The 25,319-nt window shown below is 42.7% G+C and carries 29 protein-coding genes; 26 read left to right on the top strand and 3 right to left on the bottom strand.

Features of this window, described 5'->3' with window-relative positions:
• Positions 1 to 94: 94 nt before the first annotated feature.
• The gene (locus tag A5882_RS14845) at positions 95 to 406 is read right to left on the bottom strand and encodes a DUF1827 family protein (protein ID WP_008378223.1); all 312 of its coding nucleotides are present in this window, start codon (positions 404 to 406) and stop codon (positions 95 to 97) included.
• Positions 407 to 557: 151 nt separating this feature from the next.
• Positions 558 to 2,819, bottom strand: coding sequence for an ATP-dependent Clp protease ATP-binding subunit (locus tag A5882_RS14840; protein ID WP_176462048.1), 2,262 nt, complete (start codon positions 2,817 to 2,819; stop codon positions 558 to 560).
• Positions 2,820 to 3,090: 271 nt separating this feature from the next.
• Here A5882_RS14840 and A5882_RS14835 point away from each other — a divergent pair, with 271 nt between their 5' ends.
• The 7 genes from A5882_RS14835 (at position 3,091) to A5882_RS14800 (ending at position 9,240) form a co-directional block, all read left to right on the top strand.
• Positions 3,091 to 3,282 (top strand): hypothetical protein, encoded by a 192-nt coding sequence (locus tag A5882_RS14835; protein WP_086373036.1) that lies wholly within the window; start codon positions 3,091 to 3,093, stop codon positions 3,280 to 3,282.
• A gap of 160 nt (positions 3,283 to 3,442) precedes the next feature.
• Complete coding sequence (locus tag A5882_RS14825) at positions 3,443 to 3,709, top strand: phosphocarrier protein HPr (RefSeq protein ID WP_003126335.1); 267 nt, start codon at positions 3,443 to 3,445, stop codon at positions 3,707 to 3,709.
• Entirely contained in the window at positions 3,709 to 5,436 is a 1,728-nt protein-coding gene (gene ptsP / locus A5882_RS14820) for a phosphoenolpyruvate--protein phosphotransferase (RefSeq protein WP_008378209.1), read from the top strand. Before A5882_RS14825 ends, ptsP begins: the two co-directional genes overlap by 1 nt.
• Positions 5,437 to 5,701: 265 nt before the next feature.
• A complete protein-coding gene (locus A5882_RS14815) occupies positions 5,702 to 6,712 on the top strand; it encodes a glycosyltransferase (protein ID WP_005235568.1) in 1,011 nt (336 codons plus the stop codon).
• Positions 6,713 to 6,743: 31 nt separating this feature from the next.
• On the top strand, positions 6,744 to 7,976 hold the full coding sequence (locus A5882_RS14810; RefSeq protein WP_008378207.1) for a glycosyltransferase family 4 protein: 1,233 nt from the start codon (positions 6,744 to 6,746) through the stop codon (positions 7,974 to 7,976).
• 74 nt (positions 7,977 to 8,050) lie between these two features.
• Positions 8,051 to 8,926, top strand: coding sequence for an NAD(P)-dependent oxidoreductase (locus tag A5882_RS14805; protein WP_005235572.1), 876 nt, complete (start codon positions 8,051 to 8,053; stop codon positions 8,924 to 8,926).
• Positions 8,927 to 9,009: 83 nt separating this feature from the next.
• Positions 9,010 to 9,240 (top strand): YkuJ family protein, encoded by a 231-nt coding sequence (locus A5882_RS14800; RefSeq protein ID WP_005225886.1) that lies wholly within the window; start codon positions 9,010 to 9,012, stop codon positions 9,238 to 9,240.
• 69 nt (positions 9,241 to 9,309) lie between these two features.
• Here the strand turns inward: A5882_RS14800 and A5882_RS14795 are convergent, their stop codons facing one another.
• A complete protein-coding gene (locus tag A5882_RS14795) occupies positions 9,310 to 10,251 on the bottom strand; it encodes a GIY-YIG nuclease family protein (RefSeq protein ID WP_086373035.1) in 942 nt (313 codons plus the stop codon).
• A 320-nt stretch (positions 10,252 to 10,571) separates the two neighbouring features.
• Between A5882_RS14795 and A5882_RS14790 the strand changes: the two genes are divergently transcribed.
• From A5882_RS14790 to yqeK, 19 genes are all read left to right on the top strand, one after another.
• Positions 10,572 to 11,012, top strand: a complete 441-nt coding sequence (locus tag A5882_RS14790; protein WP_008378199.1) for a MarR family winged helix-turn-helix transcriptional regulator — start codon at positions 10,572 to 10,574, stop codon at positions 11,010 to 11,012.
• 9 nt (positions 11,013 to 11,021) lie between these two features.
• Positions 11,022 to 11,984, top strand: a complete 963-nt coding sequence (locus A5882_RS14785; RefSeq protein WP_005235580.1) for a beta-ketoacyl-ACP synthase III — start codon at positions 11,022 to 11,024, stop codon at positions 11,982 to 11,984.
• 52 nt (positions 11,985 to 12,036) lie between these two features.
• A complete protein-coding gene (locus A5882_RS14780; RefSeq protein ID WP_005225890.1) occupies positions 12,037 to 12,261 on the top strand; it encodes an acyl carrier protein in 225 nt (74 codons plus the stop codon).
• A 123-nt stretch (positions 12,262 to 12,384) separates the two neighbouring features.
• Positions 12,385 to 13,308: an ACP S-malonyltransferase gene (gene fabD, locus A5882_RS14775; RefSeq protein WP_034878519.1), complete on the top strand. Its 924-nt coding sequence runs from the start codon at positions 12,385 to 12,387 to the stop codon at positions 13,306 to 13,308.
• A gap of 9 nt (positions 13,309 to 13,317) precedes the next feature.
• Positions 13,318 to 14,055 carry a 3-oxoacyl-[acyl-carrier-protein] reductase gene (fabG, locus tag A5882_RS14770; protein WP_008378189.1) on the top strand — a complete coding sequence of 246 codons (738 nt, stop codon included), beginning with the start codon at positions 13,318 to 13,320 and terminating at the stop codon, positions 14,053 to 14,055.
• A 12-nt stretch (positions 14,056 to 14,067) separates the two neighbouring features.
• A complete protein-coding gene (fabF, locus tag A5882_RS14765; protein ID WP_005235583.1) occupies positions 14,068 to 15,306 on the top strand; it encodes a beta-ketoacyl-ACP synthase II in 1,239 nt (412 codons plus the stop codon).
• Entirely contained in the window at positions 15,307 to 15,789 is a 483-nt protein-coding gene (gene accB, locus A5882_RS14760) for an acetyl-CoA carboxylase biotin carboxyl carrier protein (RefSeq protein ID WP_016612188.1), read from the top strand. It abuts the gene before it with no gap.
• A gap of 4 nt (positions 15,790 to 15,793) precedes the next feature.
• On the top strand, positions 15,794 to 16,222 hold the full coding sequence (gene fabZ, locus A5882_RS14755; protein ID WP_061054244.1) for a 3-hydroxyacyl-ACP dehydratase FabZ: 429 nt from the start codon (positions 15,794 to 15,796) through the stop codon (positions 16,220 to 16,222).
• Positions 16,223 to 16,229: 7 nt separating this feature from the next.
• The gene (locus A5882_RS14750; protein WP_086373034.1) at positions 16,230 to 17,594 is read left to right on the top strand and encodes an acetyl-CoA carboxylase biotin carboxylase subunit; all 1,365 of its coding nucleotides are present in this window, start codon (positions 16,230 to 16,232) and stop codon (positions 17,592 to 17,594) included.
• Between the two features lie 12 nt (positions 17,595 to 17,606).
• Positions 17,607 to 18,476, top strand: coding sequence for an acetyl-CoA carboxylase, carboxyltransferase subunit beta (gene accD / locus A5882_RS14745; protein WP_005235586.1), 870 nt, complete (start codon positions 17,607 to 17,609; stop codon positions 18,474 to 18,476).
• Positions 18,469 to 19,254: an acetyl-CoA carboxylase carboxyl transferase subunit alpha gene (locus tag A5882_RS14740; protein WP_086373033.1), complete on the top strand. Its 786-nt coding sequence runs from the start codon at positions 18,469 to 18,471 to the stop codon at positions 19,252 to 19,254. Before accD ends, A5882_RS14740 begins: the two co-directional genes overlap by 8 nt.
• 190 nt (positions 19,255 to 19,444) lie before the next feature.
• Positions 19,445 to 20,290 (top strand): transporter substrate-binding domain-containing protein, encoded by an 846-nt coding sequence (locus tag A5882_RS14735; protein ID WP_005235588.1) that lies wholly within the window; start codon positions 19,445 to 19,447, stop codon positions 20,288 to 20,290.
• Between the two features lie 22 nt (positions 20,291 to 20,312).
• The gene (locus A5882_RS14730) at positions 20,313 to 21,002 is read left to right on the top strand and encodes an amino acid ABC transporter permease (RefSeq protein WP_005225900.1); all 690 of its coding nucleotides are present in this window, start codon (positions 20,313 to 20,315) and stop codon (positions 21,000 to 21,002) included.
• Positions 21,003 to 21,018: 16 nt separating this feature from the next.
• Positions 21,019 to 21,744: an amino acid ABC transporter ATP-binding protein gene (locus A5882_RS14725; protein WP_016612186.1), complete on the top strand. Its 726-nt coding sequence runs from the start codon at positions 21,019 to 21,021 to the stop codon at positions 21,742 to 21,744.
• A 360-nt stretch (positions 21,745 to 22,104) separates the two neighbouring features.
• Positions 22,105 to 22,629 (top strand): YqeG family HAD IIIA-type phosphatase, encoded by a 525-nt coding sequence (locus A5882_RS14715; RefSeq protein WP_008378174.1) that lies wholly within the window; start codon positions 22,105 to 22,107, stop codon positions 22,627 to 22,629.
• Between the two features lies 1 nt (position 22,630).
• Positions 22,631 to 23,749 (top strand): ribosome biogenesis GTPase YqeH, encoded by a 1,119-nt coding sequence (gene yqeH / locus A5882_RS14710; protein WP_061054243.1) that lies wholly within the window; start codon positions 22,631 to 22,633, stop codon positions 23,747 to 23,749.
• 15 nt (positions 23,750 to 23,764) lie between these two features.
• On the top strand, positions 23,765 to 24,076 hold the full coding sequence (yhbY, locus tag A5882_RS14705) for a ribosome assembly RNA-binding protein YhbY (RefSeq protein WP_005225905.1): 312 nt from the start codon (positions 23,765 to 23,767) through the stop codon (positions 24,074 to 24,076).
• Positions 24,077 to 24,088: 12 nt separating this feature from the next.
• On the top strand, positions 24,089 to 24,730 hold the full coding sequence (locus A5882_RS14700) for a nicotinate-nucleotide adenylyltransferase (RefSeq protein WP_016620357.1): 642 nt from the start codon (positions 24,089 to 24,091) through the stop codon (positions 24,728 to 24,730).
• Positions 24,720 to 25,319, top strand: coding sequence for a bis(5'-nucleosyl)-tetraphosphatase (symmetrical) YqeK (yqeK, locus tag A5882_RS14695; RefSeq protein ID WP_008378167.1), 600 nt, complete (start codon positions 24,720 to 24,722; stop codon positions 25,317 to 25,319). Before A5882_RS14700 ends, yqeK begins: the two co-directional genes overlap by 11 nt.

Here is a 25,319-nt window from a genome sequence, read left to right as displayed (position 1 = left end):
AGAAGGAAGAGAGAAGACAAAAAAAGATATCTATAAAAGAGGGCTGCGACAGTCACCTTTTATAGATATTTTTTAAACCCATGATCAGGCAAAGCTAACGTGATGAGGATAGCGTTTTTTTGATGGAGATTTCCACCACTTCGGGCATTTGGATCACAGAGATCGTTGCAGGATCATAAGAGCCATCAGGTAATTTTTTCAAGAAGTAATTTTTGATTTCTTCAACTTCCGTCGGGCGAATAGTTCTTTTTTTATTGATCAGCAAAATTTCATTGTGGTTCGGCGCTGAGGTAAAGATCACGGTTGTATCTCCGGCTGTGTAAACCTTTACAAGTTCCGCGTCGGTATTTTCAAGTTGATTCAATACTAGTCGAGAATGGCTGTTCGTAACATTGATTAATTTCACCAGACTCACCTCACATTCTATGTATTTATTAATAACATTATAGGGCGTTTTTTTTCAAAAGAAAAGCCAGACAACTCGGAATTACCCAATTTTTTGGCAAAACATGGTTGTCTGGCAAAGGAAACGTTTCGTTACACGTTTTGGCAGCTTGTTACTCGTTTGTTCCCGATGCTTCTTCTTCAGAAGCCGGATTGGCTTCTTCAAGAGGTGCAGGGGACTCAGCGGAGGTCACGATGATTTTATCTGCATCTTCTAATTGTGCTTTTAGTTGATGTACTTGTGGATGCTCAAGATAAAATTCTGCAATGCCGTCTTCGATTTGATCTTGGATGGTTCTACGCAATGGGCGAGCCCCCATCGTTGCACTGTAACCAAGATCCACCAATTTTTCTTGCACGTCTTGTGGAACGTCGATATGCAGTTTTTGTTGGTTAAGGGTTTGATTGACTTCATGCAGCATGAGAGACACAATCGATAACAAGTTTTCCTTGCTTAAAGCTTTAAATTCGATGATGCCGTCAAAGCGGTTGAGAAACTCTGGTGTAAAGTAATTATTCAATTGATTCAAAACGGAACGAGTGATACCTTCACGCGCCGCACCAAAGCCAACGTTAGCTTCAACTTTGCCGGTTCCGGCATTACTTGTCATGATGATCAAGGTGTCCTTAAAGCTGACGGTACGTCCTTGAGCATCGGTCAAGCGACCATCATCGAGAATTTGCAAGAACATATGCAATACATCAGGATGGGCTTTTTCTACTTCATCTAATAGAATCAAGCTGTAAGGATTCCGACGAACCTTTTCAGTCAATTGACCTGCTTCTTCATAGCCAACATAGCCTGGAGGAGAACCAATCAATTTGGATACACTGTGTTTCTCCATGTATTCTGACATGTCGAAACGAATCATTGATTCTTCAGAACCAAACATTTCATAAGCTAATTGTTTTGCTAATTCGGTTTTCCCGACACCGGTTGGACCGACGAATAGGAAAGAGCCGATCGGACGGTTTTGTTTGCCTAAACCGACCCGATTTCTGCGGATCGCTTTTGCAACTTTGTCGATTGCTTCGTCTTGACCAATAACTTTAGCTTTCAAGTCATCCGCAAGATTCCTCAACTGGGTTTGTTCTTTTTCTTTTAATTCCCCAACAGGGATATTTGTCCGTTCTTCAACGATTTGTTCCATGTCTTTTTCGGTGATGACTGGCGTTTCTTCTTCGCTGATTTGACGTTCTTTCATTTTTTGCAGCTTGTTGATTTGATCGCGATAGTAAGCAGCTTTTTCAAAATCTTCTTCTCGAGAGGCAGCTTGTTTTTGTTCTTCCGCTTCTTGTAATTTCTTTTCGATCGTTTTTGGATCAACGATTTGGATCGTCAAGTTTTTCTTCGAACCTGTTTCATCTAGCAGATCGATCGCTTTATCAGGCAAGAATCGGTCTTGAATGTAACGGTTAGAAAGGGTAGCGGCAGCTGCGATCGCTTCATCCGTATATTTCACATGATGATAATCTTCATAACGCGGTTGTAGGCCTTTTAAAATACGAATGGTTTCTTCCACAGAAGGTTCATCCACACGTACTGGTTGCAAACGCCGTTCTAAAGCGGCGTCTTTTTCGATAATGCGGTATTCATTTAACGTCGTTGCTCCGACCATTTGTAGTTCTCCACGGGCAAGAGCTGGTTTTAAGATGTTTCCAGCATCCATATTTCCGTCGCCGGCTGCACCAGCGCCAACGATTTCATGGACTTCATCGATAAACAAGATCACATTTTCCGCTTGCTTGATTTCTTCGATCAATTTTTGGATGCGTTCTTCAAATTGGCCACGAATACCTGTGCCTTGAACAAGCGACGCAACGTCCAAACGAATAACTTCTTTTTCCATCAATTTTTGTGGCACATCACCATCAACGATTTTTTGGGCTAACCCTTCAACGACGGCAGTTTTCCCAACCCCAGGTTCACCAATCAATACAGGATTATTTTTGGTTCGGCGATTAAGGATCTCGATCACGCGTTTGATTTCTGAATCACGACCGACCACTGGATCGACTTCACCATCACGAGCCATTTGAGTGATATTGATGCCATATTCTCCCAGCAGACCCGCAGGTGCTTGGTTATTGCGTGGTGGTTGCCCGCCAACAAAACCGTTACCGCCAGTTTGTGTCGGTGGGGTTTGTTCATAAGGGGTATTTCCTTGCTGCATTTGACGAGACATTTGACGGAATAAATCATCAAGATTGCCAAATCCAAAAGGATCTTGCGCCATTGCAGCTGTAGCATTCCCAGATTGTTCTTTTAATTTTTGGTAACAACTTTGACAATAATCGAGTTGTTTTCTTTGACCATTGACATTGGCATATAAATGAATTGAAGCTTCATTTTTGCCGCAATTTTGACAAAGCATAGATTCACGACCTTTCATATTTGTTCCAACAACCCTATTTTACGGCGCATTTGATTGCTTGTAAAAGAAAAGGGGCTGTGGGCAAAGTAACGGTCACCTTCAAGGTAATGTGATATTGACCTTTACTGACCATAATTCTATTATACTAACTTTTTGTCAGACTGCAAGAATTTTACCTTTAAAAATTTTCCCTTCGATTTCACTTATAGAAGCGGTCTTTTAAATAAAAAGTAATTCCTATATAATAGAAAGAAAGAGGTGAGAATAGACGTTGGAGAACAGAGATTTTGCTGCAGAAGTAGTACGTTTACGCAATGGAGAGATCCAAGAATTGATTGTCCAACAGCTGGAATTTCTGGCGTTTAGAGATGTCTGGCTCCAGTTGGAAGACCGGTCTTCTTTTGTCGGAGAAGCGGGGTTAAATGGGAAGATCATCTACCGTTACGTGCAAGAAAATAAATAGGACATTTATTTCAATCGTTTATTTAAGAGAAAACGGTTGTCTATCGAGGAAAAAAATGGTAATCTTAACAGTTGAAAGGGCGATTTTTTTCGGGTATCATTGCATGCATGGAAATTTTGCCTTCACACAAAAAAACGTATCATAAAGGAGATTGATCAATATGGAAAAGAAAGATTTTCACGTAGTTGCTGAGACAGGGATTCACGCACGTCCAGCTACATTATTGGTTCAAACAGCAAGCAAATTCAACTCTGATATCAACTTAGAGTACAAAGGTAAATCAGTAAACCTTAAATCAATCATGGGCGTAATGTCATTAGGTGTTGGCCAAGGTTCTGATGTAACTATCACTGCTGAAGGTGCTGACGAAGCAGATGCAATCGCTGCAATCGTAGAAACAATGAAAAAAGAAGGTTTGTCTGAATAATGGTTGAGATGCTAAAAGGAATTGCTGCTAGTGATGGTGTAGCCGTTGCGAAAGCCTACCTGTTAGTACAACCTGATTTATCTTTTTCAAAAGTATCAGTTGAAGATACTGCAGCAGAGGAAGCACGCTTAGATGATGCGTTAGCGAAGTCAACAGCGGAATTACAACAAATCCGCGACAAAGCAGCGCAAACTTTAGGTGAAGCAGAAGCACAAGTATTTGATGCTCATTTAATGGTTCTTTCAGATCCTGAGATGATCGGTCAAATCAAACAAAACGTGACAGATAACAAAGTCAATGCAGAAGCTGCATTGAAAGAAGTTACTGACATGTATATTGGTATGTTTGAAGCAATGGATGACAATGCTTACATGCAAGAACGTGCAGCTGACATCAAAGATGTTGCTAAACGTATCTTGGCGCATTTGTTGAATGTGACTTTGCCTAATCCTTCAATGATCAACGAAGAAGTAGTCGTTGTTGCGCATGACTTGACACCAAGTGATACCGCACAATTAGACCGCAACTTTGTTAAAGCTTTTGTAACAGATATCGGTGGACGTACTTCTCATTCCGCAATCATGGCACGTTCTCTTGAAATCCCAGCAATCGTTGGAACGATGGAGATCACTGCAAAAGTGAAAGCGGGCGACATCTTAGCTGTTAACGGCATTATCGGTGACGTTATCGTCAACCCGACAGATGACCAAGCGGCTGAATTTGTTGAAGCTGGGAAAGCCTACGCAGATCAAAAAGCAGAGTGGGAAAAATTAAAAGATGCTGAAACAGTTACGGCTGATGGTAAGCACTTTGAATTAGCTGCGAACATTGGTACACCAAAAGATTTAGAAGGTGTCCACAACAATGGTGCAGAAGCAGTCGGTTTATACCGTACTGAATTCTTGTACATGGATTCTCCTGATTTCCCAACAGAAGAAGACCAATATAAAGCGTATAAAGCAGTTCTAGAAGGAATGGCTGGAAAACCAGTGGTTGTCCGCACAATGGATATCGGTGGCGATAAAGAACTTCCTTACTTAAAATTGCCTCATGAAATGAATCCTTTCTTAGGCTATCGTGCATTGCGTATCAGCTTGTCTGAACTTGGGGACGACATGTTCCGTACCCAACTTCGTGCGTTGTTACGTGCTTCTGCTCATGGTAACTTACGTATTATGTTCCCAATGGTGGCAACATTGAAAGAGTTCCGTACAGCGAAGAAAATGTATGAAGAAGAGCGTCAAAAATTGATTGACGAAGGCGTTGAGATTTCTAACGAGATCCAAGTCGGAATCATGATCGAAATTCCAGCAGCAGCTGTCTTAGCAGACAAGTTTGCGAAGGAAGTTGACTTCTTCAGTATTGGTACTAATGACTTGATCCAATACACAATGGCTGCAGACCGCATGAATGAACGCGTGTCTTACTTGTACCAACCATACAACCCATCCATCTTACGCTTGATCAAAAACGTGATCGATTCAGCGCATGCTGAAGGCAAATGGGCTGGTATGTGTGGAGAAATGGCCGGCGATCAAACTGCTGTGCCACTTCTTGTAGGTATGGGCTTAGATGAGTTCTCAATGAGTGCAACATCTGTTCTGAAAACACGTAGCTTAATGAAACGTTTGTCAACCACTGACATGCAAGAATTAGCAAAACGTGCTTTAGAAGATTGCGATACAATGGAAGAAGTTGTAGAGTTAATCGAACAGTATGTAAAATAATCATTTCTAGGCAACAAGCAATTTTTGCTTGTTGCCTTTTTTTGTTTTAAGAAGACATTTTGTTTGATTTGACTTGCAACAACTTACTACTTTTTTCAGAAAACGAACAGTTTTGTCATATCTTGGAATTAAGCTATGATTCTCTGAGCTTTTCCCGTATCATGGTTAAATGGGGAACAAAATCTAGGACCATGGTAGGAGTATCTCTGCGATCGCCTATGGTATACTAATATCAGATATAAGCATTTCCAAGGAGGAATCATCTTTGAAAGTACTTCTTTATTTTGAAGGAGAAAAATTATTAGCTAAATCAGGTATCGGTCGCGCATTGGCCCATCAGCAACGAGCGCTGACATCTGTCGGGATTCCTTTTACTCTTGATAAAAATGATGAGGATTATGACATTCTTCACATCAACACGTATGGAATCAATAGTATGCATATGGTCAATAAAGCCAAAAGACAAGGAAAAAAAGTGATTTACCATGCCCATTCTACAGAAGAGGATTTTCGAAATTCATTTATCGGTTCAAATCAGCTTTCGCCATTATATAAAAAATATTTGATCAATCTTTATTCCAGAGCCGATCAATTGATCACCCCGACCCCTTATTCGAAAGAACTTTTGGAAGGGTATGGTATCCAAGTGCCGATCGAAGCGATCTCAAACGGGATCGATCTTGACAAATATCAGCCGGATCATGAGAAAGAAAAAGCCTTTCGTGAGTATTTTCAGCTTTTACCTGATCAAAAAGTCATTATATCGGTCGGTTTGTTTTTTGAACGAAAAGGCATTCTTGATTTTGTAGAGATAGCTAGACAATTGCCTGAATATACGTTTATCTGGTTTGGTCATACACCAATGATGACGATTCCTAAGCAGATCCGCGACCTTGTCAATGAAGACCATCCAGAAAATGTGCTGTTTCCCGGCTATATCAAAGGAGACATCATCGAAGGGGCATATTCAGCGGCTGATCTGTTCTTCTTTCCTTCCTATGAAGAAACAGAAGGGATCGTGGTCCTTGAGGCGTTAGCCAGCCACCAAAATGTGCTTGTTCGGGATATTCCAGTATATAAAGGGTGGCTAAGCAATGGGCACAATGCATACATGGAGAAAACCAATCAAGGGTTTATCGAGAAAATCAAAGGAATCGTAGATGGCACGTTGCCACAGTTAAGTGAAGCGGGTTATGAAACGGCCAAGCAAAAGAGTATTGATGAAATCGGATATGAGCTAAAAGAAGTTTATACAAAAGTGATGAATACGGAATAAAGAAACTAATGTAAAGTTTGGAGGTACCGTTTTGAAAATCGGATTTTTTACAGACACCTACTTCCCCCAGGTAAGTGGTGTGGCGACATCGATCAAGACATTGAAAGAAGAGCTTGAGAAAAAAGGCCATAAAGTGTATATCTTTACTACGACCGATCCCAATGCTGATCTGGACGAAGAAGATATCATTCGCATGCCAAGTGTCCCGTTTGTGTCCTTCAAAGATCGGCGAATCGTAGTGCGCGGCATGTTGTATGCCTATTTGATCGCCAAAGAGTTAGAGTTGGAATTGATCCATACCCATACCGAGTTTGGCTCTGGGATGTTAGGGAAAATGGTGGGGCGCAAATTGCAAATTCCTGTGATCCATACCTACCATACGATGTATGAAGACTACTTGCACTACATCGCCAATGGGAAGGTCTTACGGCCGTCTCACGTGAAATATCTTTCGCGGCTATTTGCCAACCACTCGACAGGTGTTGTTTGTCCAAGTGAACGAGTCATCGATACGCTGAGGGGGTATGGTGTGGTTTCACCGATGCGGATCATCCCCACAGGGATCGAAGTCGAGAAGTTTCGTCGACCGGACATTACATCTGAAATGAAAAAAGAATTGCGGGAGAAATTAGGCATCACTGAGGATCAACCCATGCTGCTTTCCCTCAGTCGTATTTCTTATGAAAAGAATATCCAAGCGATCATCGATGGGATGCCGGAAATTCTAACCAAGATTCCTGATGCGCAATTAGTGATCGTTGGGAAAGGTCCGCATAAAGAAAAATTAGAAGAAAAAGTGGTGGATATGGCGCTAACTGACCATGTTCAATTTGTCGGCGAAGTGGCGAATGATAAAGTGGCGATCTATTACCACGCTGCCGATTACTTCGTCAGTGCCTCTACTTCAGAAACACAAGGACTGACATACACGGAAGCAATGGCTGCTGGGACCCCATTAGTCGTTGAAGGCAATGATTACTTAAACACCTTGATCGATGATCCATCGTTAGGCGTCACCTATGAGAGTGATCGGGATTTCGCAAAAGCATTTATTGATTATTATGAACAAAAGATTCCTGCTGATCCCGAAGTTCTTTCTAGGAAGATGTACGAGATCTCGGCATTACGCTTTGGTGAGTCGATGCTGTCTTTCTACCATGATATGGTTGCCTATTATGAAACCGAACGCATCGAGAAAGAAACCGAGCAGACGTTAGAAAAATTCAAAGTAAAATTAAAGGCATTTCGCCGAACGATCGATTAAACAGAAAATTTTCGCAAGTTCATGTTTTTAGCGTATACTAAAGACATGAACTTTTTTATTTTGGAGGGATCTGCATGAAATTAGGATTTATCGGTACTGGTGTCATGGGTCAAGCGATGGTTGGTCATCTCTTAGCTGCAGGACATACAGTGAATGTTTACAATCGGACGAAAGCAAAAACAGATGAACTCGTTGCGAATGGAGCAATTTGGTGTGACACCCCAACAGAAGTTGCATCAGAAAGTGAAATCATCTTTACAATGGTTGGTTATCCATCCGACGTTGAAGAAGTTTACTATGGGCCTCAAGGGATTTTTCAAACGGCTGTGACGGGCAAAACATTGGTGGATTTTACCACCAGTACACCTGATTTGGCAGAACGAATCTACCAGACAGCGAAGGAAAAAGGAGCAGCGAGTATTGATGCGCCAGTTTCTGGTGGTGATCTTGGTGCGAGAAACGCCACGCTAACGATTATGGTTGGTGGCGATGAAGAAGCTTACCAACAAGTAAAACCACTTTTTGAAGTATTAGGAAAGACGTTTCAACTTCAAGGAGGGGCAGGAAAGGGTCAGCATACGAAAATGGCCAATCAGATCATGATTGCCGGAACCATGACGGGGATGACAGAAATGCTGGTCTATGCGAACCAAGCCGGTCTTGATTTACCACGAGTGATTGACACGCTTTCTGGCGGTGGGGCAGCCAATTGGTCCATGACGAATTACAGTCCTCGTATCCTAAAAGAGGATTATTCACCAGGCTTTTTTGTCAAACATTTCATCAAAGATTTGGGGATCGCTTTGGATGAGGCTAAGAAGATGGGATTGGATTTGCCGAGCACCACTTTAGCTAAAAAATTGTATGATCAGTTGGCTGAAAAAGGCTATGAAAATGACGGAACGCAGGCGCTGATTAAACTTTGGTGGCAAGATGGAAAAAAATCTTAAAATGACAAAAAAAATACGAAAAATCAATGCAAGATAGAGGATGTTTTGATACAATATAACGGACAGAAAAAGGAGGCTTACGAATGAAAAGTTCGCAATTAGTCGCTATCATCAAACGTTTAGAAGCGATGGTCGAAGCGCAAGACAATGAAGTTCAAGTACGTCGTTTTGAAAAAGAAGGCGTCGAAAAATGTACCGTTACTTATGACAATTCGACAGAAACGTTTGAATTAACGGAAGCAGAATCAAGTCAATCTTATCAATTTGATAATGTTGATATTGTAGCCATGGAAATCTATGATTTGATCCAATAAGAATGAGTGGGACGTTTTGATGTCTTTGACTCATATCTATACAGCAAGCCTACTTGGGCTTGCTGTTTTTTATTTATCTGCTGCTTTTTCTTGGCGGTACAGGTGATTAAGGATGATCCCTAATGGATCGAGATCTTCCGGGGCTAAAGGCAGCGCAGCGCTTGCTGGCGGAAGTGGCTGGAATGTTTCTTCGGGAGAAAGAATGTTTGTTTGGATCAACTTACCAAAGCTGACTTGATAGTATTTGAGTTGAGTCGTCTGTGATACTGGCTCCTCTAAGTCAAGGGGAATCGAAAAAATCACTTCCGGTTCTTGAATGAACTGATTGACCCTCACGATTTCTTGGTAAAAGCTTTCTGCTAAATGGATCTCTCGCTGCAGTACACTAGCTTGTTCAAACAATAAGTGATCAATCAGGTATGCCAAGCGTTTTTTAAGGAGTGAAAAACAGTCGGTCTTCTTTCCTGCAAAAAAACAGCCGATCTCTCGCCACTTCTCTTCCAAGGAATACGCCTCCATTTGAGGGAGTTGCTTACGTAAGGTTAATAGCGTCAGTTCGTTGACAGTCGGCAATTGAAACGTTTCTGACAATAATTGAAACAACACAGGCAATTTTTTTGTTTGTCGAAAGGGGCCATAACTGCCAATTTGTGGTGTTTGAGTGATCGTGAAGCTATGATTCGTCAAATCAACAAAGCAATAGTTCGCTGAATGGTTCATTTGGCGGTTGTAGATAGGATGAAAAGCTTGGATCAAACGACATTCAAGTAATAGTGCATCCAATTCGGTATCTGTTTCGATGGTTTCAAAATCAACGACATTATAAACAAGTCGAAGTACCTTATTGGCATGCTGCTGGTTTTTTCGGAAGTAGGAAACGACACGCTGCTTCAATGATTTGGCTTTTCCCACATACAAGACTTCGTTGTGTTGATCTTTCATTAGATAAACGCCAGGCCTTTCAGGGAGTGCATTTGCTTTGTTTTTTAGAAACTCTTTGTTCGGATTCATCGATCTTTCCTCTCCTTCCTTCAAAGAGTAGCAGATGAAGCTTAAGAGAGCAACGTTTGCTGGCCATTGACAAGAAAAAATTAGAAATAGAGTGGAAGCAACGCAATGATAAACTTTGACATTCAAAGGAAATTTCTCTATAACGGAAACGGATTATTTTGTCAACTCGCAGCTTTTAAAATCTTAGAAAATCAATTCTTAAATAAAAATGCGCTTAAAAATAAAAAAAGTTCGAAAAAATTCTTGCATTTCTCAATAACTTCCGATATAGTTTGACTATCAAATGATTTGATTATCAAAGTATTCGGATGGTGAAGGTTATGGAACCCAATTTAGAAACAGTTAATGACTACTTAGTCAGCGTCTTTAATGACATCTTAGTGATTGAAGAATCTGAATTGAAAAAATCTCAATTCAAAGACCTTTCAATTACCGAAATGCATACCATCGAAGCCATCGGGATGTACAAAAAAAAGACCACGACTGAAGTTGCCAAAGAGCTTTCGATCACTGTTGGGACTTTGACCATCGCGATCAATCGTTTGGTGAAAAAAGAATATGTAGAACGGATTCGCAGTGAAGATGATCGGCGAGTCGTCAAACTAGGTTTGACGAAAAAAGGAAAACTCCTTTATCGTGTTCATCAGCATTTTCATCGTGAGATGGTGAAGGGTGTCTTGAGTCAGATGTCTCCTGAAGAGGAACAGGCACTGTTGAAAGCACTGAAAAATCTGCATGACTTTTTACAAGATTATAAGTGAGAATAATGGATGAATATGTTTGGAAAAATTACCGCGACTGCAAGTTATGTTCCAGAAAAAATCGTAACAAATGATGATCTATCAAATTTGATGGATACTTCAGATGAATGGATCCATTCTCGCACGGGAATCAAACGAAGAAGAGTCGCTGTCGGCGAAAACACTTCAGACCTTTGTATTCGCGTCGCTCAAACGCTCTTGCAAGATGCTCAGCTTTCAGCAGAAAGTCTGGATTTTATCTTGGTAGCGACGATCACACCGGATTTCAATACACCGGCGGTTGCTTGCCAAGTCCAAGGGGCGATTGGGGCAGTCAATGCCTTTGCTTTTGATATCAGTGCAGCATGTGCTGGTTTCGTGTATGCATTGTCTATGGCTGAAAAACTGATTCGAACGGGCGCTAAAAAAGGATTGGTCATCGGTGGAGAAGTACTTTCAAAAGTCTTGGATTGGAACGACCGTTCGACGGCTGTTTTATTCGGAGATGGTGCCGGCGGTCTATTGTTGGAAGCATCTTCAGAGCAGCATTTGCTCAAAGAGTCTTTAAAAGCAGATGGGACGCGAGGCATGTCCTTAACATCTGGTTTTCGCACGAATGAGAATCCTTTTTCACAAAACGCTCCGGCGTATAGTGCTTGTATGCAAATGATTGGACGAGAAATCTTTGATTTTGCGACGCGTGATGTGGTCGCCTCGATCAATGATCTGATACAAGATGAAGCAATTGATTATTTTTTGCTTCACCAAGCAAATTCACGCATTTTAGACAAAGTTGCTCGCAAGCTGAAGCAACCCCGTGAGAAATTTTTGCAAAATATGCAAGATTATGGCAATACTTCGGCAGCCTCGATTCCGTTATTGCTAGATGAAGAAATCAAACGAGGTACACTGTCCCTTGGCAGTGGTCAAAAAGTGGTGTTCTCAGGTTTTGGCGGCGGATTGACATGGGGAACTATGTTAGCCACCTTATAACTTGTTCACGAAACAAAATTACTATTGAAAAACACATTGGAGGAATATACACATGGTATTCGAAAAAATTCAAGAAATCGTAGCAGAAGAATTAGGAAAAGAAAAAGAAGAAATCAAATTGAACACGAACATCCAAGAAGATTTAGAAGCAGACAGCTTGGATCTTTTCCAAATCATTAACGAGATCGAAGATGAATTCGATGTGAAGATCGAAACAGAAGATGGTATCACAACCGTTGAAGATCTAGTTAAATATGTAGAAAAACAACAAGCATAAAACAAAGGCTAGGCAGACAGCCTAGCCTTTCCTTTTTAAGAACGTGTTTTTGCTGATTCATAGACGAACTGCAAGAATCCATGTTCTCCAACAACAACGAACAAAGTAATGAAGGAGTGCAAGATGAAGACAGCCTTTTTATTTAGCGGTCAAGGTGCACAGTACCCCAAAATGGGGGAAGAGCTCTATCACCAAGAAGCAATCGTTCGTGAGACGTTTGAACAATCCAGCACTATTCTAGGATATGATATGGCCGAGTTATGCTTTACTGAAAACGAACGTTTAAACCAGACGGAATATACACAGCCTGCCATTTTAACAGTAAGCACAGCTTTTTGGCGACTTTTGGATGCGCAAGGAATCGAAGCAGATGCTGTTGCTGGCTTAAGTTTAGGTGAATATACAGCCTTAGTCGCTAGTGGCGCGCTTGATTTCAAGACCGCAGTCGCATTGGTGCAAAAGCGCGGTCGGTATATGGCAAGTGCGGCGCCTGCAGGTGTTGGGAAAATGGTTGCTGTGATGAACACACCCGCTGAAACGATTGAAGAAATCTGTAAAGAAGCAAGTCAAGTGGGGATCGTGACACCAGCGAATTACAATACGCCGCAGCAGATCGTCATTGGCGGTGAAGCGCCGGCAGTGGATAAAGCGGTGGAATTGTTACAAGCTGCTGGAACCAAACGGGTGATTCCTTTAAATGTCAGCGGTCCTTTCCATACTGCTTTGTTGGAACCGGCATCGCAGCAATTAGCACAGGAATTAGCTCAAATTACCTTTGATGAGTTGCAAGTACCTGTCATCAGCAATACGACCGCGCAGCCGATGCAGCAAGACCAAATCAAGGAACTGTTGACGCTGCAAGTGAAATCGCCAGTGCGTTTTTACGAAAGCATTGCGACACTGAAGCAGCTTGGCATCCAACAAGTCATCGAGATCGGACCAGGAAAAGTATTGAGCGGTTTTATGAAGAAAATAGACAAAGAAATCCAGACTGCGCGTGTAGAAGATAGCCAAACGTTGGCAGATACACTAGCCCGATTCAACTAGGAGGAATTTATGGATCTGCAAAATAGAAACGTCTTTGTAACTGGTAGCTCGCGAGGGATCGGTTTTACCATCGCGGAAGCCTTTGCCAAAGAAGGAGCGAATATCGTTTTAAATGGACGAAAAGAAATTCCCCAGTCACTGATCGATCGCATCACCAGCTACGGCGTGAAATGTGTAGCGATCAATGGGGACATTTCTGATTTTGATCAAGCGGCAGCCATGCTTTTGGAAGCAGAAGCGGCAGTCGGACCGATCCACATTTTAGTCAATAATGCCGGAATCACGAATGACAAATTATTGTTGAGAATGAAACCCGAAGATTTTGATTCAGTGATCAAAATCAATTTGACTGGTACCTTCAATATGACGCAGCACGCGTTGAAAAAAATGATGAAGTTGCGAGAAGGCCGCATCATCAATTTGACGAGTGTGGTCGGCTTGACGGGAAATATCGGGCAAGCCAACTATGCGGCAAGTAAAGCTGGCGTGATCGGTTTTACGAAATCTGCCGCTCGTGAAGGTGCCGCTCGGGGGATCACCTGCAATGCGATCGCCCCAGGATTTATCGAAACAGAGATGACTGAAGTGCTGTCGGATAAAGTCAAAGAACAATCATTGGCAAATATTCCATTACAGCGTTTTGGTTCCACACAGGATGTTGCGCAAACAGCAGTCTTTTTAGCAAAAAGCCCCTACATCACTGGTCAGGTGATCAGTGTAGACGGCGGGATGGCAATGCAAGGGTAGGAGGAAGAAAAGATGAATCGAGTAGTAGTTACAGGATACGGCGTCACTTCTCCAATCGGAAATGACCCAGAAACTTTTTTAGCAAGTTTACAAAACGGGACCAACGGCATCGGCCCGATTACAAAATTTGACGCAGAAGCAACAGGGATCTCAGTTGCCGCTGAAGTCAAAGATTTTCCGTTAGAAAAGTACTTCGTTAAAAAAGATACGAAGCGGATGGATCTTTTTTCCATTTATGGAATTTATGCGGCCTTAGAAGCGATGGAAATGGCGAAGTTAGATACAGAAACCATTGATGTGGATCGTTTTGGCGTGATGGTTGGTTCGGGGATCGGCGGCTTGCCAACGATTCAAGACCAAGTGATTCGAATGCATGACAAAGGAGCAAATCGGGTATCACCAATGTTCGTACCGATGTCGATCGTAAATATGGTTGCCGGCAACATTGCGTTACGGGTAGGTGCGAAAGGCATTTGTACGACGACTGTTTCCGCCTGTGCTTCTGGTACCCATTCAATCGGTGAAGCTTTTCGGAACATCAAGCATGGCTACGCAGATGTCATGATCGCTGGTGGTTCAGAAGCGACGATCTGTGAAATCGGTATCGCTGGTTTTGCGTCTCTGACGGCGTTAACCACTGAATCAGACCCTGACAAAGCTTCCGTTCCGTTTGATAAAAATCGTAGTGGGTTTGTCATGGGTGAAGGCGCTGGCGTCTTCATTTTAGAATCATTGGCGCATGCGCAAAAACGTGGGGCAACGATTTTAGGTGAAGTCGTAGGGTACGGTGCGAACTGTGATGCCTACCATATGACTGCGCCAAATCCTGATGGATCAGGTGCCGGAAAAGCAATGAAATTGGCGATGCAAGAAGCATCGATCACCCCGGCTGAAGTTGGCTACATCAATGCCCACGGTACAAGCACGCCCGCCAATGACAGTGCAGAAGCGACATCGATCCAATACGGATTGGGCGAAGACTATAAAAAACCATATGTTAGCAGTACAAAGTCAATGACTGGTCATTTGCTTGGGGCGGCTGGCGGAATCGAAGCCATTGCTTCACTATTAGCATTACAACATCAATTTATTCCACCAACCATCAACGTGACAGAACAAGATCCTGAGATCGACTTGAACGTTGTTATCAATCAAAGCCAACCAGCAGAATTGACCTATGCCATGAGTAATTCACTTGGGTTTGGCGGTCATAATGCAGTGATCTTGTTGAAACGTTGGGAGGAAGCGTAATTGGAAACACATGAGATAAAAGAGCTGCTCAGCCAATTCGATCAATCGACGTTAACTGAGCTTCAATTAAAAAAAGAGACGTTTGAACTTTATTTTAATAAAAATACGACAAGTGGGCTACAAAATGCACAATCTACACCTGCGCCTGCTCCTGCAGCGAATGCTGCGCCAACTCCTGTTGTACCAACGCCTGCTGTCTCAGCGACACCTGACACAGTAGAAGCGGCAAAACCTGTCTTAGAGGGCAAAGAAGTTGTCTCGCCATTAGTGGGTGTCGTTTATTTGAAACCAAGTCCTGACAAAGATAACTTTAAGCAAATCGGCGATCACGTGAAAAAAGGCGATATTCTTTGTATCGTTGAAGCGATGAAAGTCATGAATGAAATCGTCAGCGACGTCGATGGCGAATTGGTTGAAGTCTTGGTTGAAAGCGAACAAATCGTTGAATTCAATCAACCATTATTCCGTGTGAAAGAAGGGTAAAGCAATGAGCGCATTAACGATTCAAGAAATCAAAGAAATCATCCCTCATCGTTATCCGATGCTTTTAGTGGATCGCGTTGAGGAGTTAGAAGAAGGCAAACGGGTCATTGCGAAGAAAAACGTTACCATTAATGAGCCGTTTTTCCAAGGCCATTTTCCCCATGAACCAGTGATGCCTGGAGTATTGATCGTGGAAGCAATGGCGCAAGCAGGTGCTGTGGCATTATTGTCATTGGAAGACTTTCGTGGGAAAACTGCCTACTTTGGCGGTTTAGACAAAGCAAAATTCAGAAAAAAAGTAACACCAGGCGATACCTTGATCTTAGAAGTAGAAATAATCAAAGTAAAATCTGCAGCCGGCATCGGCAAAGGAATTGCCTATGTTGATGGGAAAAAAGTGGCGGAAGCAGAATTGACTTTCATGATTGGATAGGTGAGATATGTTTTCTAAAGTATTGATCGCAAACCGTGGCGAAATCGCCGTACGTATCATTCGCGCTTGTCGCGAATTAGGTATTCAAACGGTCGCCGTTTATTCAGAAGCAGATAAAGAAGCGTTGCACACAGAGCTTGCCGATGAAGCGATTTGTATCGGACCTGCCAAAGCAGCTGACTCTTATTTGAATGTACAGCAGATCCTAAGCGCTGCGATCGTCACAAAGGCTGAGGCGATCCATCCCGGCTTTGGCTTTCTTTCAGAGAATAGCCGTTTTGCTGCGATGTGCGAGGAATGCAATATCGTCTTTATTGGGCCAAAGAGTGAGACTATCGATGCAATGGGAAACAAAATCAATGCAAGACGCTTGATGATCGAAGCAGAAGTACCGGTCATTCCCGGAAGCAAAGGCGCGATTTCTGATGTGGAAGAAGCTTTAACGATCGCTGAAGAGATTGGTTACCCGGTCATGCTCAAAGCAGCAGCCGGCGGTGGCGGTAAAGGGATACGGAAAGTCGCCGATAAAGAAGCGTTACCACATCATTTTGCTTCGGCACAGCAAGAGGCGAAAGCGGCATTTGGCAACGATGAAATGTACATTGAAAAAATCATTTACCCTGCTCGACACATAGAAGTGCAAGTGTTAGGTGATTCTTTTGGTAATATTATCCACCTTGGTGAACGCGATTGCTCGCTGCAACGCAACAACCAAAAAGTGTTGGAAGAATCTCCTTCTGTGGTGATTTCTGAAAGCAAACGAGCAGAGCTAGGAGAAGCAGCGGTACGTGCCGCACAAGCGGTAGGGTATCGCAATGCCGGCACGATCGAGTTTTTAATGGCAGACACTGGGGCGTTTTATTTCATGGAAATGAACACTCGAATCCAAGTGGAACACCCCATCACTGAAATGGTGACGAACATTGATCTAGTCAAAAAACAACTCGAAGTTGCTAGTGGTGAACCGCTAGGCTTGACACAAACAGACATCAAGATGACAGGTGCGGCAATCGAATGTCGGATCAATGCAGAAAATCCAGCCTTCAATTTTGCACCGTCACCAGGAAAGATCAACAATTTATTTCTGCCTGGTGGAGTCTTGGGTGTACGGGTAGACAGTGCCATGTATTCCGGCTATACGATCCCGCCTTATTATGATTCCATGATCGCTAAAGTGATCGTTCACGGCGAGAACCGTTTTGAAGCATTGATGAAAATGCAGCGGGCATTAGCTGAATTAGTGACCGATGGTGTCATTACGAATGCAGAATTCCAAATGGACTTGATCAGTCACCCGAAAGTGATTGCGGGAGACTATACAACCGCCTTTTTACAAGAGGAATTTTTGCCAAATTGGACACCTGAACAATAGGAGGGAAGTTGAGTGGCTTTATTTAAGAAAAAAAACTACATTCGCATCAATCCTAATCGAGGTCAGCTGCCAACGAACGAACCAGTCGTCCCAGATAATCTTTGGGCGAAATGTCCTAGTTGCAAACGAACGCTTTATACGAAGGAGATGGGGGCAGAAAAAGTCTGTCCCCACTGCGGGTATAATTTCCGGATCAGCGCCTGGGAACGGATCGCTATCACGATTGATGAAAAAAGTTTTGAAGAATGGGACACAGATGTTACCACAAAAGATCCCCTTGATTTCCCAGGGTACCTGGATAAAGTCGCACAAATGCAAGAAAAAACTGGTTTGCATGAGGCTGTTCTAACGGGAGAAGCCAAAGTTCGAGGATTGCCGTTAGCAATCGGTGTCATGGATGCGAATTTCATCATGGGCAGTATGGGAACGGTCGTGGGGGAGAAAATCACCCGTTTGTTTGAACGTGCGATCGAAAAACAGCTACCAGTTGTTCTTTTTACCGCTTCGGGTGGGGCTCGGATGCAAGAAGGGATTTTGTCACTGATGCAAATGGCAAAAATCTCTGCGGCGGTAAAACGCCACAGTAAAGCTGGCTTGTTTTATCTAACGGTTTTAACGGACCCGACCACCGGTGGCGTTACCGCTAGTTTTGCGATGGAAGGGGATATCATCCTGGCAGAACCGCAAGCATTGATCGGTTTTGCTGGACGACGTGTGATTGAACAAACCATTCGTCAGGAACTACCTGAAGATTTTCAAAAGGCAGAGTTCCTGTTAGATCATGGCTTTGTCGATCAAATCGTTCCACGGACGAACTTGCGGGAGAAAATCTACCATTTGATTTCTTTGCATACGCGGAAAGGATGGAATCGCAATGACTAGAGCAGCCCACGAAATCGTTGAACTCGCTCGCAGCAAAGACCGCTTGACGGCACTGGATTACTTTGAAGGCATTTTTTCTGAGTTTGAAGAGTTTCATGGAGACCGTCTGTTTGGCGAAGATGAAGCCGTTGTTGGCGGGATAGCTTGTTTAGATGGCAAGCCAGTGACCGTGATCGGTATTCAAAAAGGCCGTAATCTACCTGAAAATTTACGCAGAAACTTTGGCTCACCACATCCTGAAGGCTATCGAAAAGCGTTACGCCTAATAAAGCAAGCAGAAAAATTTCAGCGACCTGTGGTCACATTGATCAATACAGCAGGGGCGTTTTGTGGTATTGGCGCGGAAGAACGGGGAGAAGGTGAAGCGATTGCCCGTAACTTGATGGAAATGTCCGATTTAACGGTGCCGATCTTGGCAATCATCATTGGTGAAGGCGGCAGCGGCGGTGCCTTAGCACTGGCATTAGGCGATGAGGTTTGGATGATGGAACATTCGATCTATGCCATTTTATCTCCCGAAGGCTTTGCTTCGATCCTATGGAAAGATGGTAGCCGGGCCAAAGAAGCTGCTGGTTTAATGAAGATCACTGCCCAAGAACTATTTGAATTAGGCGTTATTGAAAAAGTGATTGCTGAAACCCATGAAGAGGCCTTTTTACCGAAAGAGCAATTGATGGAACAGATGAAAGCGGCAATTTCAACGAAACTCGCTGAACTTTCTACGTTGCAAACAGAAGAATTGCTTGAGGCAAGGTATCAGCGTTTTCGCCGATTTTAACAACTAGGATATCCACTCTGATTAGAGAGAGGGTATCCTAGTATTTTTTTATTAAAAGTGTTATTGAATAAATCGTGCAAATGACGAAGTTTTTAGTTTAAAATTTAATTATTCTGTGCTATTATGTATATATTCTGAATATAAGAAGATTATATTGCATAAATATTTGTTTTGAAGAGGAGCGTTTTTAATGAAAAAATTATTTGGAGCACTTGTTGTATTGACGGGGATTTTGGTTTTAGGAGCTTGTGGAAATGGCGGCTCATCGAGTACTGGCAGTTCTAGTGCCAGCGGTTCGGCGGATAACCAATTGGAAGCCATCAAAGCAGCCGGTGTGTTAAATGTGGCAACTTCTGCTGACTTTGCCCCCTTTGAATTTCATGCCTTGATTGATGGCAAAGATACGATCGTGGGCGCAGATATCGATATGGTCAATGAGATCGCTGATCGTCTTGGTGTCGAAGTGAATATTTTGGACCTTGATTTCAATGCTGTCTTGACTGCTTTGCAACAAGGAAAAGCCGATATCGCTGTTTCAGGCATCTCAGCAACTGACGAACGTAAACAGACTTTTGATTTCACCGATAACTATTTTACACCAGAACAAAAAGTAGTTGTTAATAAAAACAATGAGTCGGCATTTGATTCAATCGAAAGCTTGTCTGGCAAAAAGGTGGGCGCTCAAAAAGGCTCGATCCAAGAAATGATCGTTCAAGACCAATTAGCGGATTCGCAATTGGTTTCCATCGCCAAAGTTCCGAATCTAGTCAATGAATTGAAACAAGGATCGATCGACGGTTTGGTGCTTGAAAGTGCGGTGGCTGAATCGTATGTTGCACAAAATGATGACCTCGTGATCACTGATGTAGCATTAGAAGCGTCTGAAGGCGATTCTTATGCAATTGCTTTACCTAAAGGGAGTACCGAACTACAAGAAGAGCTAAACAGTATTTTGAAAGAATTGATTGAAGATGGTACAATCGATGAGTATGTACAAAAGAACACAGATCTAGCCAACGAAAATGCGGCGCAATAGATAGAACGGAGTAGACACAATTATGGATTTATCCTTTTTAGCGATATATTACCCTTATTTTCTTTCTGGTGTGGTGATCACCATCGTGATCTCTATCATCACCGTGATCTTTGGAACGATTCTAGGGGTGATTTTTGCCCTAATGAAATTATCAAAAGTGACGCCTTTGCGCTGGTTTGCTAATGCGTATATTGAAGTCATCCGCGGCACACCAATGTTGGTGCAGATATTGATCGCTTTTGGTCTTTTGCAAGGCATGTTTGCCTTGCCGACAGTCTCGATCGGTGTGTTGAGTCTTGATTTTGGGCGGTTATTTCCTGGAATCATTGCGCTCTCGCTTAATTCTGGGGCATATGTTGCTGAGATCGTCCGAGGGGGAATCAATGCCGTTGATTACGGTCAAACAGAAGCGGCTGGTTCTTTAGGGCTGCGGCCTTTTCAAACGATGCGTTATGTCGTATTGCCACAAGCACTACGCAACATCTTGCCGCCACTAGGCAATGAATTTATCGTTTTGATCAAGGATTCCTCTTTGCTTTCAACGATCGGCATCTACGAGCTGATGAACAGTGCGCAGATCGTTGTCACCAGTTCTTTCCAACCATTAACGCCTTTCTATGTGGCGGCGGTCATTTATTTCATCTTGACGTTTACGACTTCGCGACTATTGAGTTTATGGGAAAAGAAACTAGGAAAAGGCTATCGTCGTTAAAAGGAGAAGACAAGCTATGATGTTAGATATTCAAGAGTTACACAAAACCTTTGGCAGCAATCAAGTGCTAAAAGGGATCACAACGACGATCGAGCAAGGAGAAGTCGTTGTGGTGATTGGACCATCTGGTTCAGGAAAAAGCACGTTCTTACGCTGTTTAAACTTACTAGAAGTACCGACAAGCGGAAAAATCTTTTTTGAAGGAACCGATATTACCGATCCAAAGAATGATTTGTATAAAATGCGGGAAAAAATGGGCATGGTTTTTCAAAATTTCAATCTTTTTCCGAATATGACGGTTTTAGAAAACATTACTTTGTCCCCGACGAAAGTCAAAAAGGTAGCAAAACCAGCTGCTGAAACACTAGCAAAGCAACTATTGAATGATGTAGGTCTGCCTGATAAGGCAAACTCCTATCCACAAAGTCTATCTGGTGGACAAATGCAACGGATCGCTATTGCACGTGCCTTGGCGATGGAACCGGATGTGATGCTCTTTGATGAACCGACTTCTGCGTTAGACCCTGAAATGGTTGGCGAAGTATTGTCCGTTATGCAGCGTTTGGCTCAGCAAGGAATGACGATGGTCATCGTCACTCATGAAATGGGCTTTGCGAAGGAAGTCGCGGATCGGATTTTATTTATGGATCAGGGAATCATTATGGAGGAAGGAACGCCAGAACAGCTCTTTGATCATCCGAAAAACCCGAGAACCATTGATTTTTTAAGTAAAGTATTGTAAAATGCGAGAAGCTCGCAGTTGCAAATGACAATTTTGGACTTTTTCTAAGCATCCTTTCAGTAAAAGGATGCTTTTTTGACGGAAAAAAAGACTACTTTAAAGAAGTGATGGAACAAACTGTTGTTTCGACACCTTCGTTTTTCAGTTCTTTTACAAGAAACCTGCAGAAACTAGCGCACTTGCTAGTATTCAAAAAGATTCTATTGTATAATTACAGGTTGAAGAGGTCTGATCCTTTTAGAAACTGCCTGCTTGCTTGTCAACAGCTAGTACGGTTTCTTTTTAAAGATCGACTATGTGGATCGATGACTAGTCGCCGACTTTTAACATGCGAAGAAATCAGATAGTAAAGGAGATTCTATGTTTTCAAATTATAAACCGACTTGGATGGTCGATGCGATTTATAAAATCACCCCTAGCCAACTAAAGGCACAGGGGATCAAAGGGATTTTGACCGATCTTGATAATACCTTGATTGCTTGGAATAATCCTGATGGAACCGAAGAATTAAAAAACTGGTTATTGGAAATGAAAAACGCTGGCATACCGGTGATTGTCGTTTCTAACAACAATAGTGAACGCGTGGCACGGGCTGTTGCGCCTTTTGGTTTAAAGTACGTACACCGCGCATTAAAACCTTTTTCAAGAGGGATCAAACAAGGGTATCAGCAATTAGGCTTGAAAAAAGAAGAGGTTGTCATGATCGGCGATCAGATTATGACGGATGTACGAGGTGCCAATCGTGCTGGTGTTCGCAGCATTCTAGTGAAACCAGTGATCCCAACGGATTCTTGGAAAACCCAGTTTAATCGAGCAGCAGAAAGAAAAATCATGAACTATTTATTGAAACACAACCCAGAGTTAAAATGGCGTGGAGGAATTTAATATGACAGAAGGAATCGAACAAATTCACTGTATCGGCTGCGGGGCATTGATTCAAACAACAAATCCTAACGAATTGGGGTACACCCCGCAATCTGCATTAGAAAAAGGACTTGAATCAGGAGAAGTCTATTGTCAACGCTGCTTCCGCTTGCGCCATTATAATGAGATTCAAGATGTCGCGCTGACAGACGATGATTTCCTACGTTTGCTGAATGAAATCGGGGAAAAAGACGCCTTGATCGTTAATGTCGTCGATATTTTTGACTTTAATGGTTCATTGATCCCAGGACTGCACCGCTTTGTTGGTGATAATCCTGTTTTATTAGTGGGCAACAAGGTGGATATTTTACCGAAATCTTTGAAAAAATCGAAAATGACCCAATGGATGAAGGAACGGGCTCACGAAGTCGGTTTAAGACCCGTCGATGTATTGTTGACGAGTGCCAAGAAACCGGGTGAAACCCAAGCGTTGCTACAAGCGATCGAAACGTATCGTGAAGGTCGTGATGTGTATGTGGTTGGTGTGACGAATGTTGGAAAATCAACATTGATCAATCAAATCATCAAACAAACAGCAGGGATCAACGAGCTGATCACCACTTCGCGATTCCCTGGAACTACATTGGATAAAATTGAGATTCCATTGGACGACGGGCACTTTTTGATCGACACACCAGGAATCATTCATCGTCATCAAATGGCACACTATTTAGGTAAAAAAGATCTGAAAATCGTGGCACCAGCCAAAGAAATTAAACCGAAAGTGTATCAATTGAACCCTGAACAAACCTTGTTCTTAGGGGGACTTGCCCGTTTTGATTTCATACAAGGAGAACGAAGTTCGTTTGTTGCCTATGTAGCGAATGATGTGGCGATCCATCGGACCAAATTAAGTAAAGCCGATGAATTTTATGAGAAACATGTTGGTGGGCTGCTGCAGCCGCCACGAGCCGATGAAGTGGCGGATTTTCCTGAACTCGTCCGTTTCGAATTTTCAATCAAAGAAAAAACCGATATCGTTTTTGCTGGACTTGGCTGGATCACGATCACCAAACCATGTGTCATCGCCGGGTGGGCGCCAAAGGGTGTCGATGTGCTTAGACGTAAAGCATTAGTATAAGGAAGAAGGAAGAATATGGACTTACGAGGAAAACAAAAAAGATTTTTACGAAGTGAAGCGCACCATCTAAACCCGATTTTTCAAATCGGCAAAGGCGGCTTGAATGACGCGATGATGGCGCAAATTGAAGAAGCACTAGAAAAACGAGAATTGATCAAAGTCTCATTACTCCAAAATACCGATGAGGTTGCTGACGAAGCAGCTGAAACGATCCGTGAGAAAGTTGGCTGTGAAGTGGTCCAGATCATCGGACGAGTGATCGTTTTATTCAAACCGTCTAGTAAAGAAAAATACCAAACGATTTCAAGCAAAGTTCGTTCAATTTAGGAGGGAGAAGGCATGCAAGGACAAACATTTGGAAAGGTACAAACGGTTTTAGAGACACAAACACAAGAACTTGTACCGAAAAAGCAAGTGGGCATTCTTGGTGGAAATTTTAATCCAGTACACTACGCACATCTGGTCATGGGTGAGCAAGTAGGGCAAGCATTAGGGCTGGATAAAGTTTATTTCATGCCTGAGTATTTACCGCCTCATGTTGATGAGAAAAAGACAATCCCCGCTGAGCATCGTTTAGCGATGTTGAAGTTGGCGATCGCCGATAATCCGCGATTTGCTGTAGAGACCATTGAGTTGGAACGAAAAGGTAAGAGTTATACGGTTGATACGATGCGGGAATTGACAGCTAAGAATCCAGATACTAATTATTATTTTATCATTGGCGGAGATATGGTGAACTATTTACCAAAATGGCATCAAATCGATGAGCTGATGGAATTGGTAACTTTTGTGGGGGTTCGCCGCCCGGAAGTGCCGATCGATAGCCCATACCCGATTATTTGGATCGATATTCCTCTAATGGATGTCAGCTCAACAACAATTCGTAAAAAAGTGCAACAAGGTTGTTCGGTTCGCTACTTATTGCCAGATAATGTGTTACACTATATTCAAGAAAAGGGGTTGTACTTGGATGAAGAGTGAACACTACACACAAGCAGAACGGGAACTTTTGATGCAAAAGGTCCAAATGCAGATGAGTCAAAAGCGCTTTGAGCATGTGTTGGGTGTCGAAAAAACGGCCGTTGCCCTTGCGGAAAAATATGGTGCTTCACCGGTCAAAGCCAGCATCGCTGCTTTGACGCATGATTATGCGAAGGAACGCAGCGATGAAGAATTTCAATTAGTCATTCGTAGAGACGGATTTGAATTGGATCTCTTGAACTGGAACAATGCTATCTGGCATGGACTCGTCGGTGCTGATTTCGTTCAACGAGAATTAGAAATCGATGACGAAGAAATCTTACAAGCGATCCGTTTGCACACAACCGGAGCTGCCAAGATGAGCCTACTAGATAAAATCATCTATGTAGCAGATTATATCGAACCCGGGCGTACGTTTCCTGGAGTCGTTGAGGCTAGGGAAATCGCAATGATCGACTTAGATGCCGCTGTTGCTTACGAAACGAAACATACCTTGCTTCATTTGATCGAAACAGAAGCAGTTATCTACCCAAAAACGATCGAAACCTACAATTTTTGGGTAGCCAAATATAGGAGGGAATTACCATAG

It is taken from the genome of Enterococcus sp. 4E1_DIV0656 (assembly GCF_002140695.1).
In the GTDB taxonomy this organism is placed as follows: Bacteria; Bacillota; Bacilli; order Lactobacillales; family Enterococcaceae; genus Enterococcus_D; species Enterococcus_D entomosocium.
This window is presented reverse-complemented; position numbering and strand designations above follow the sequence as displayed.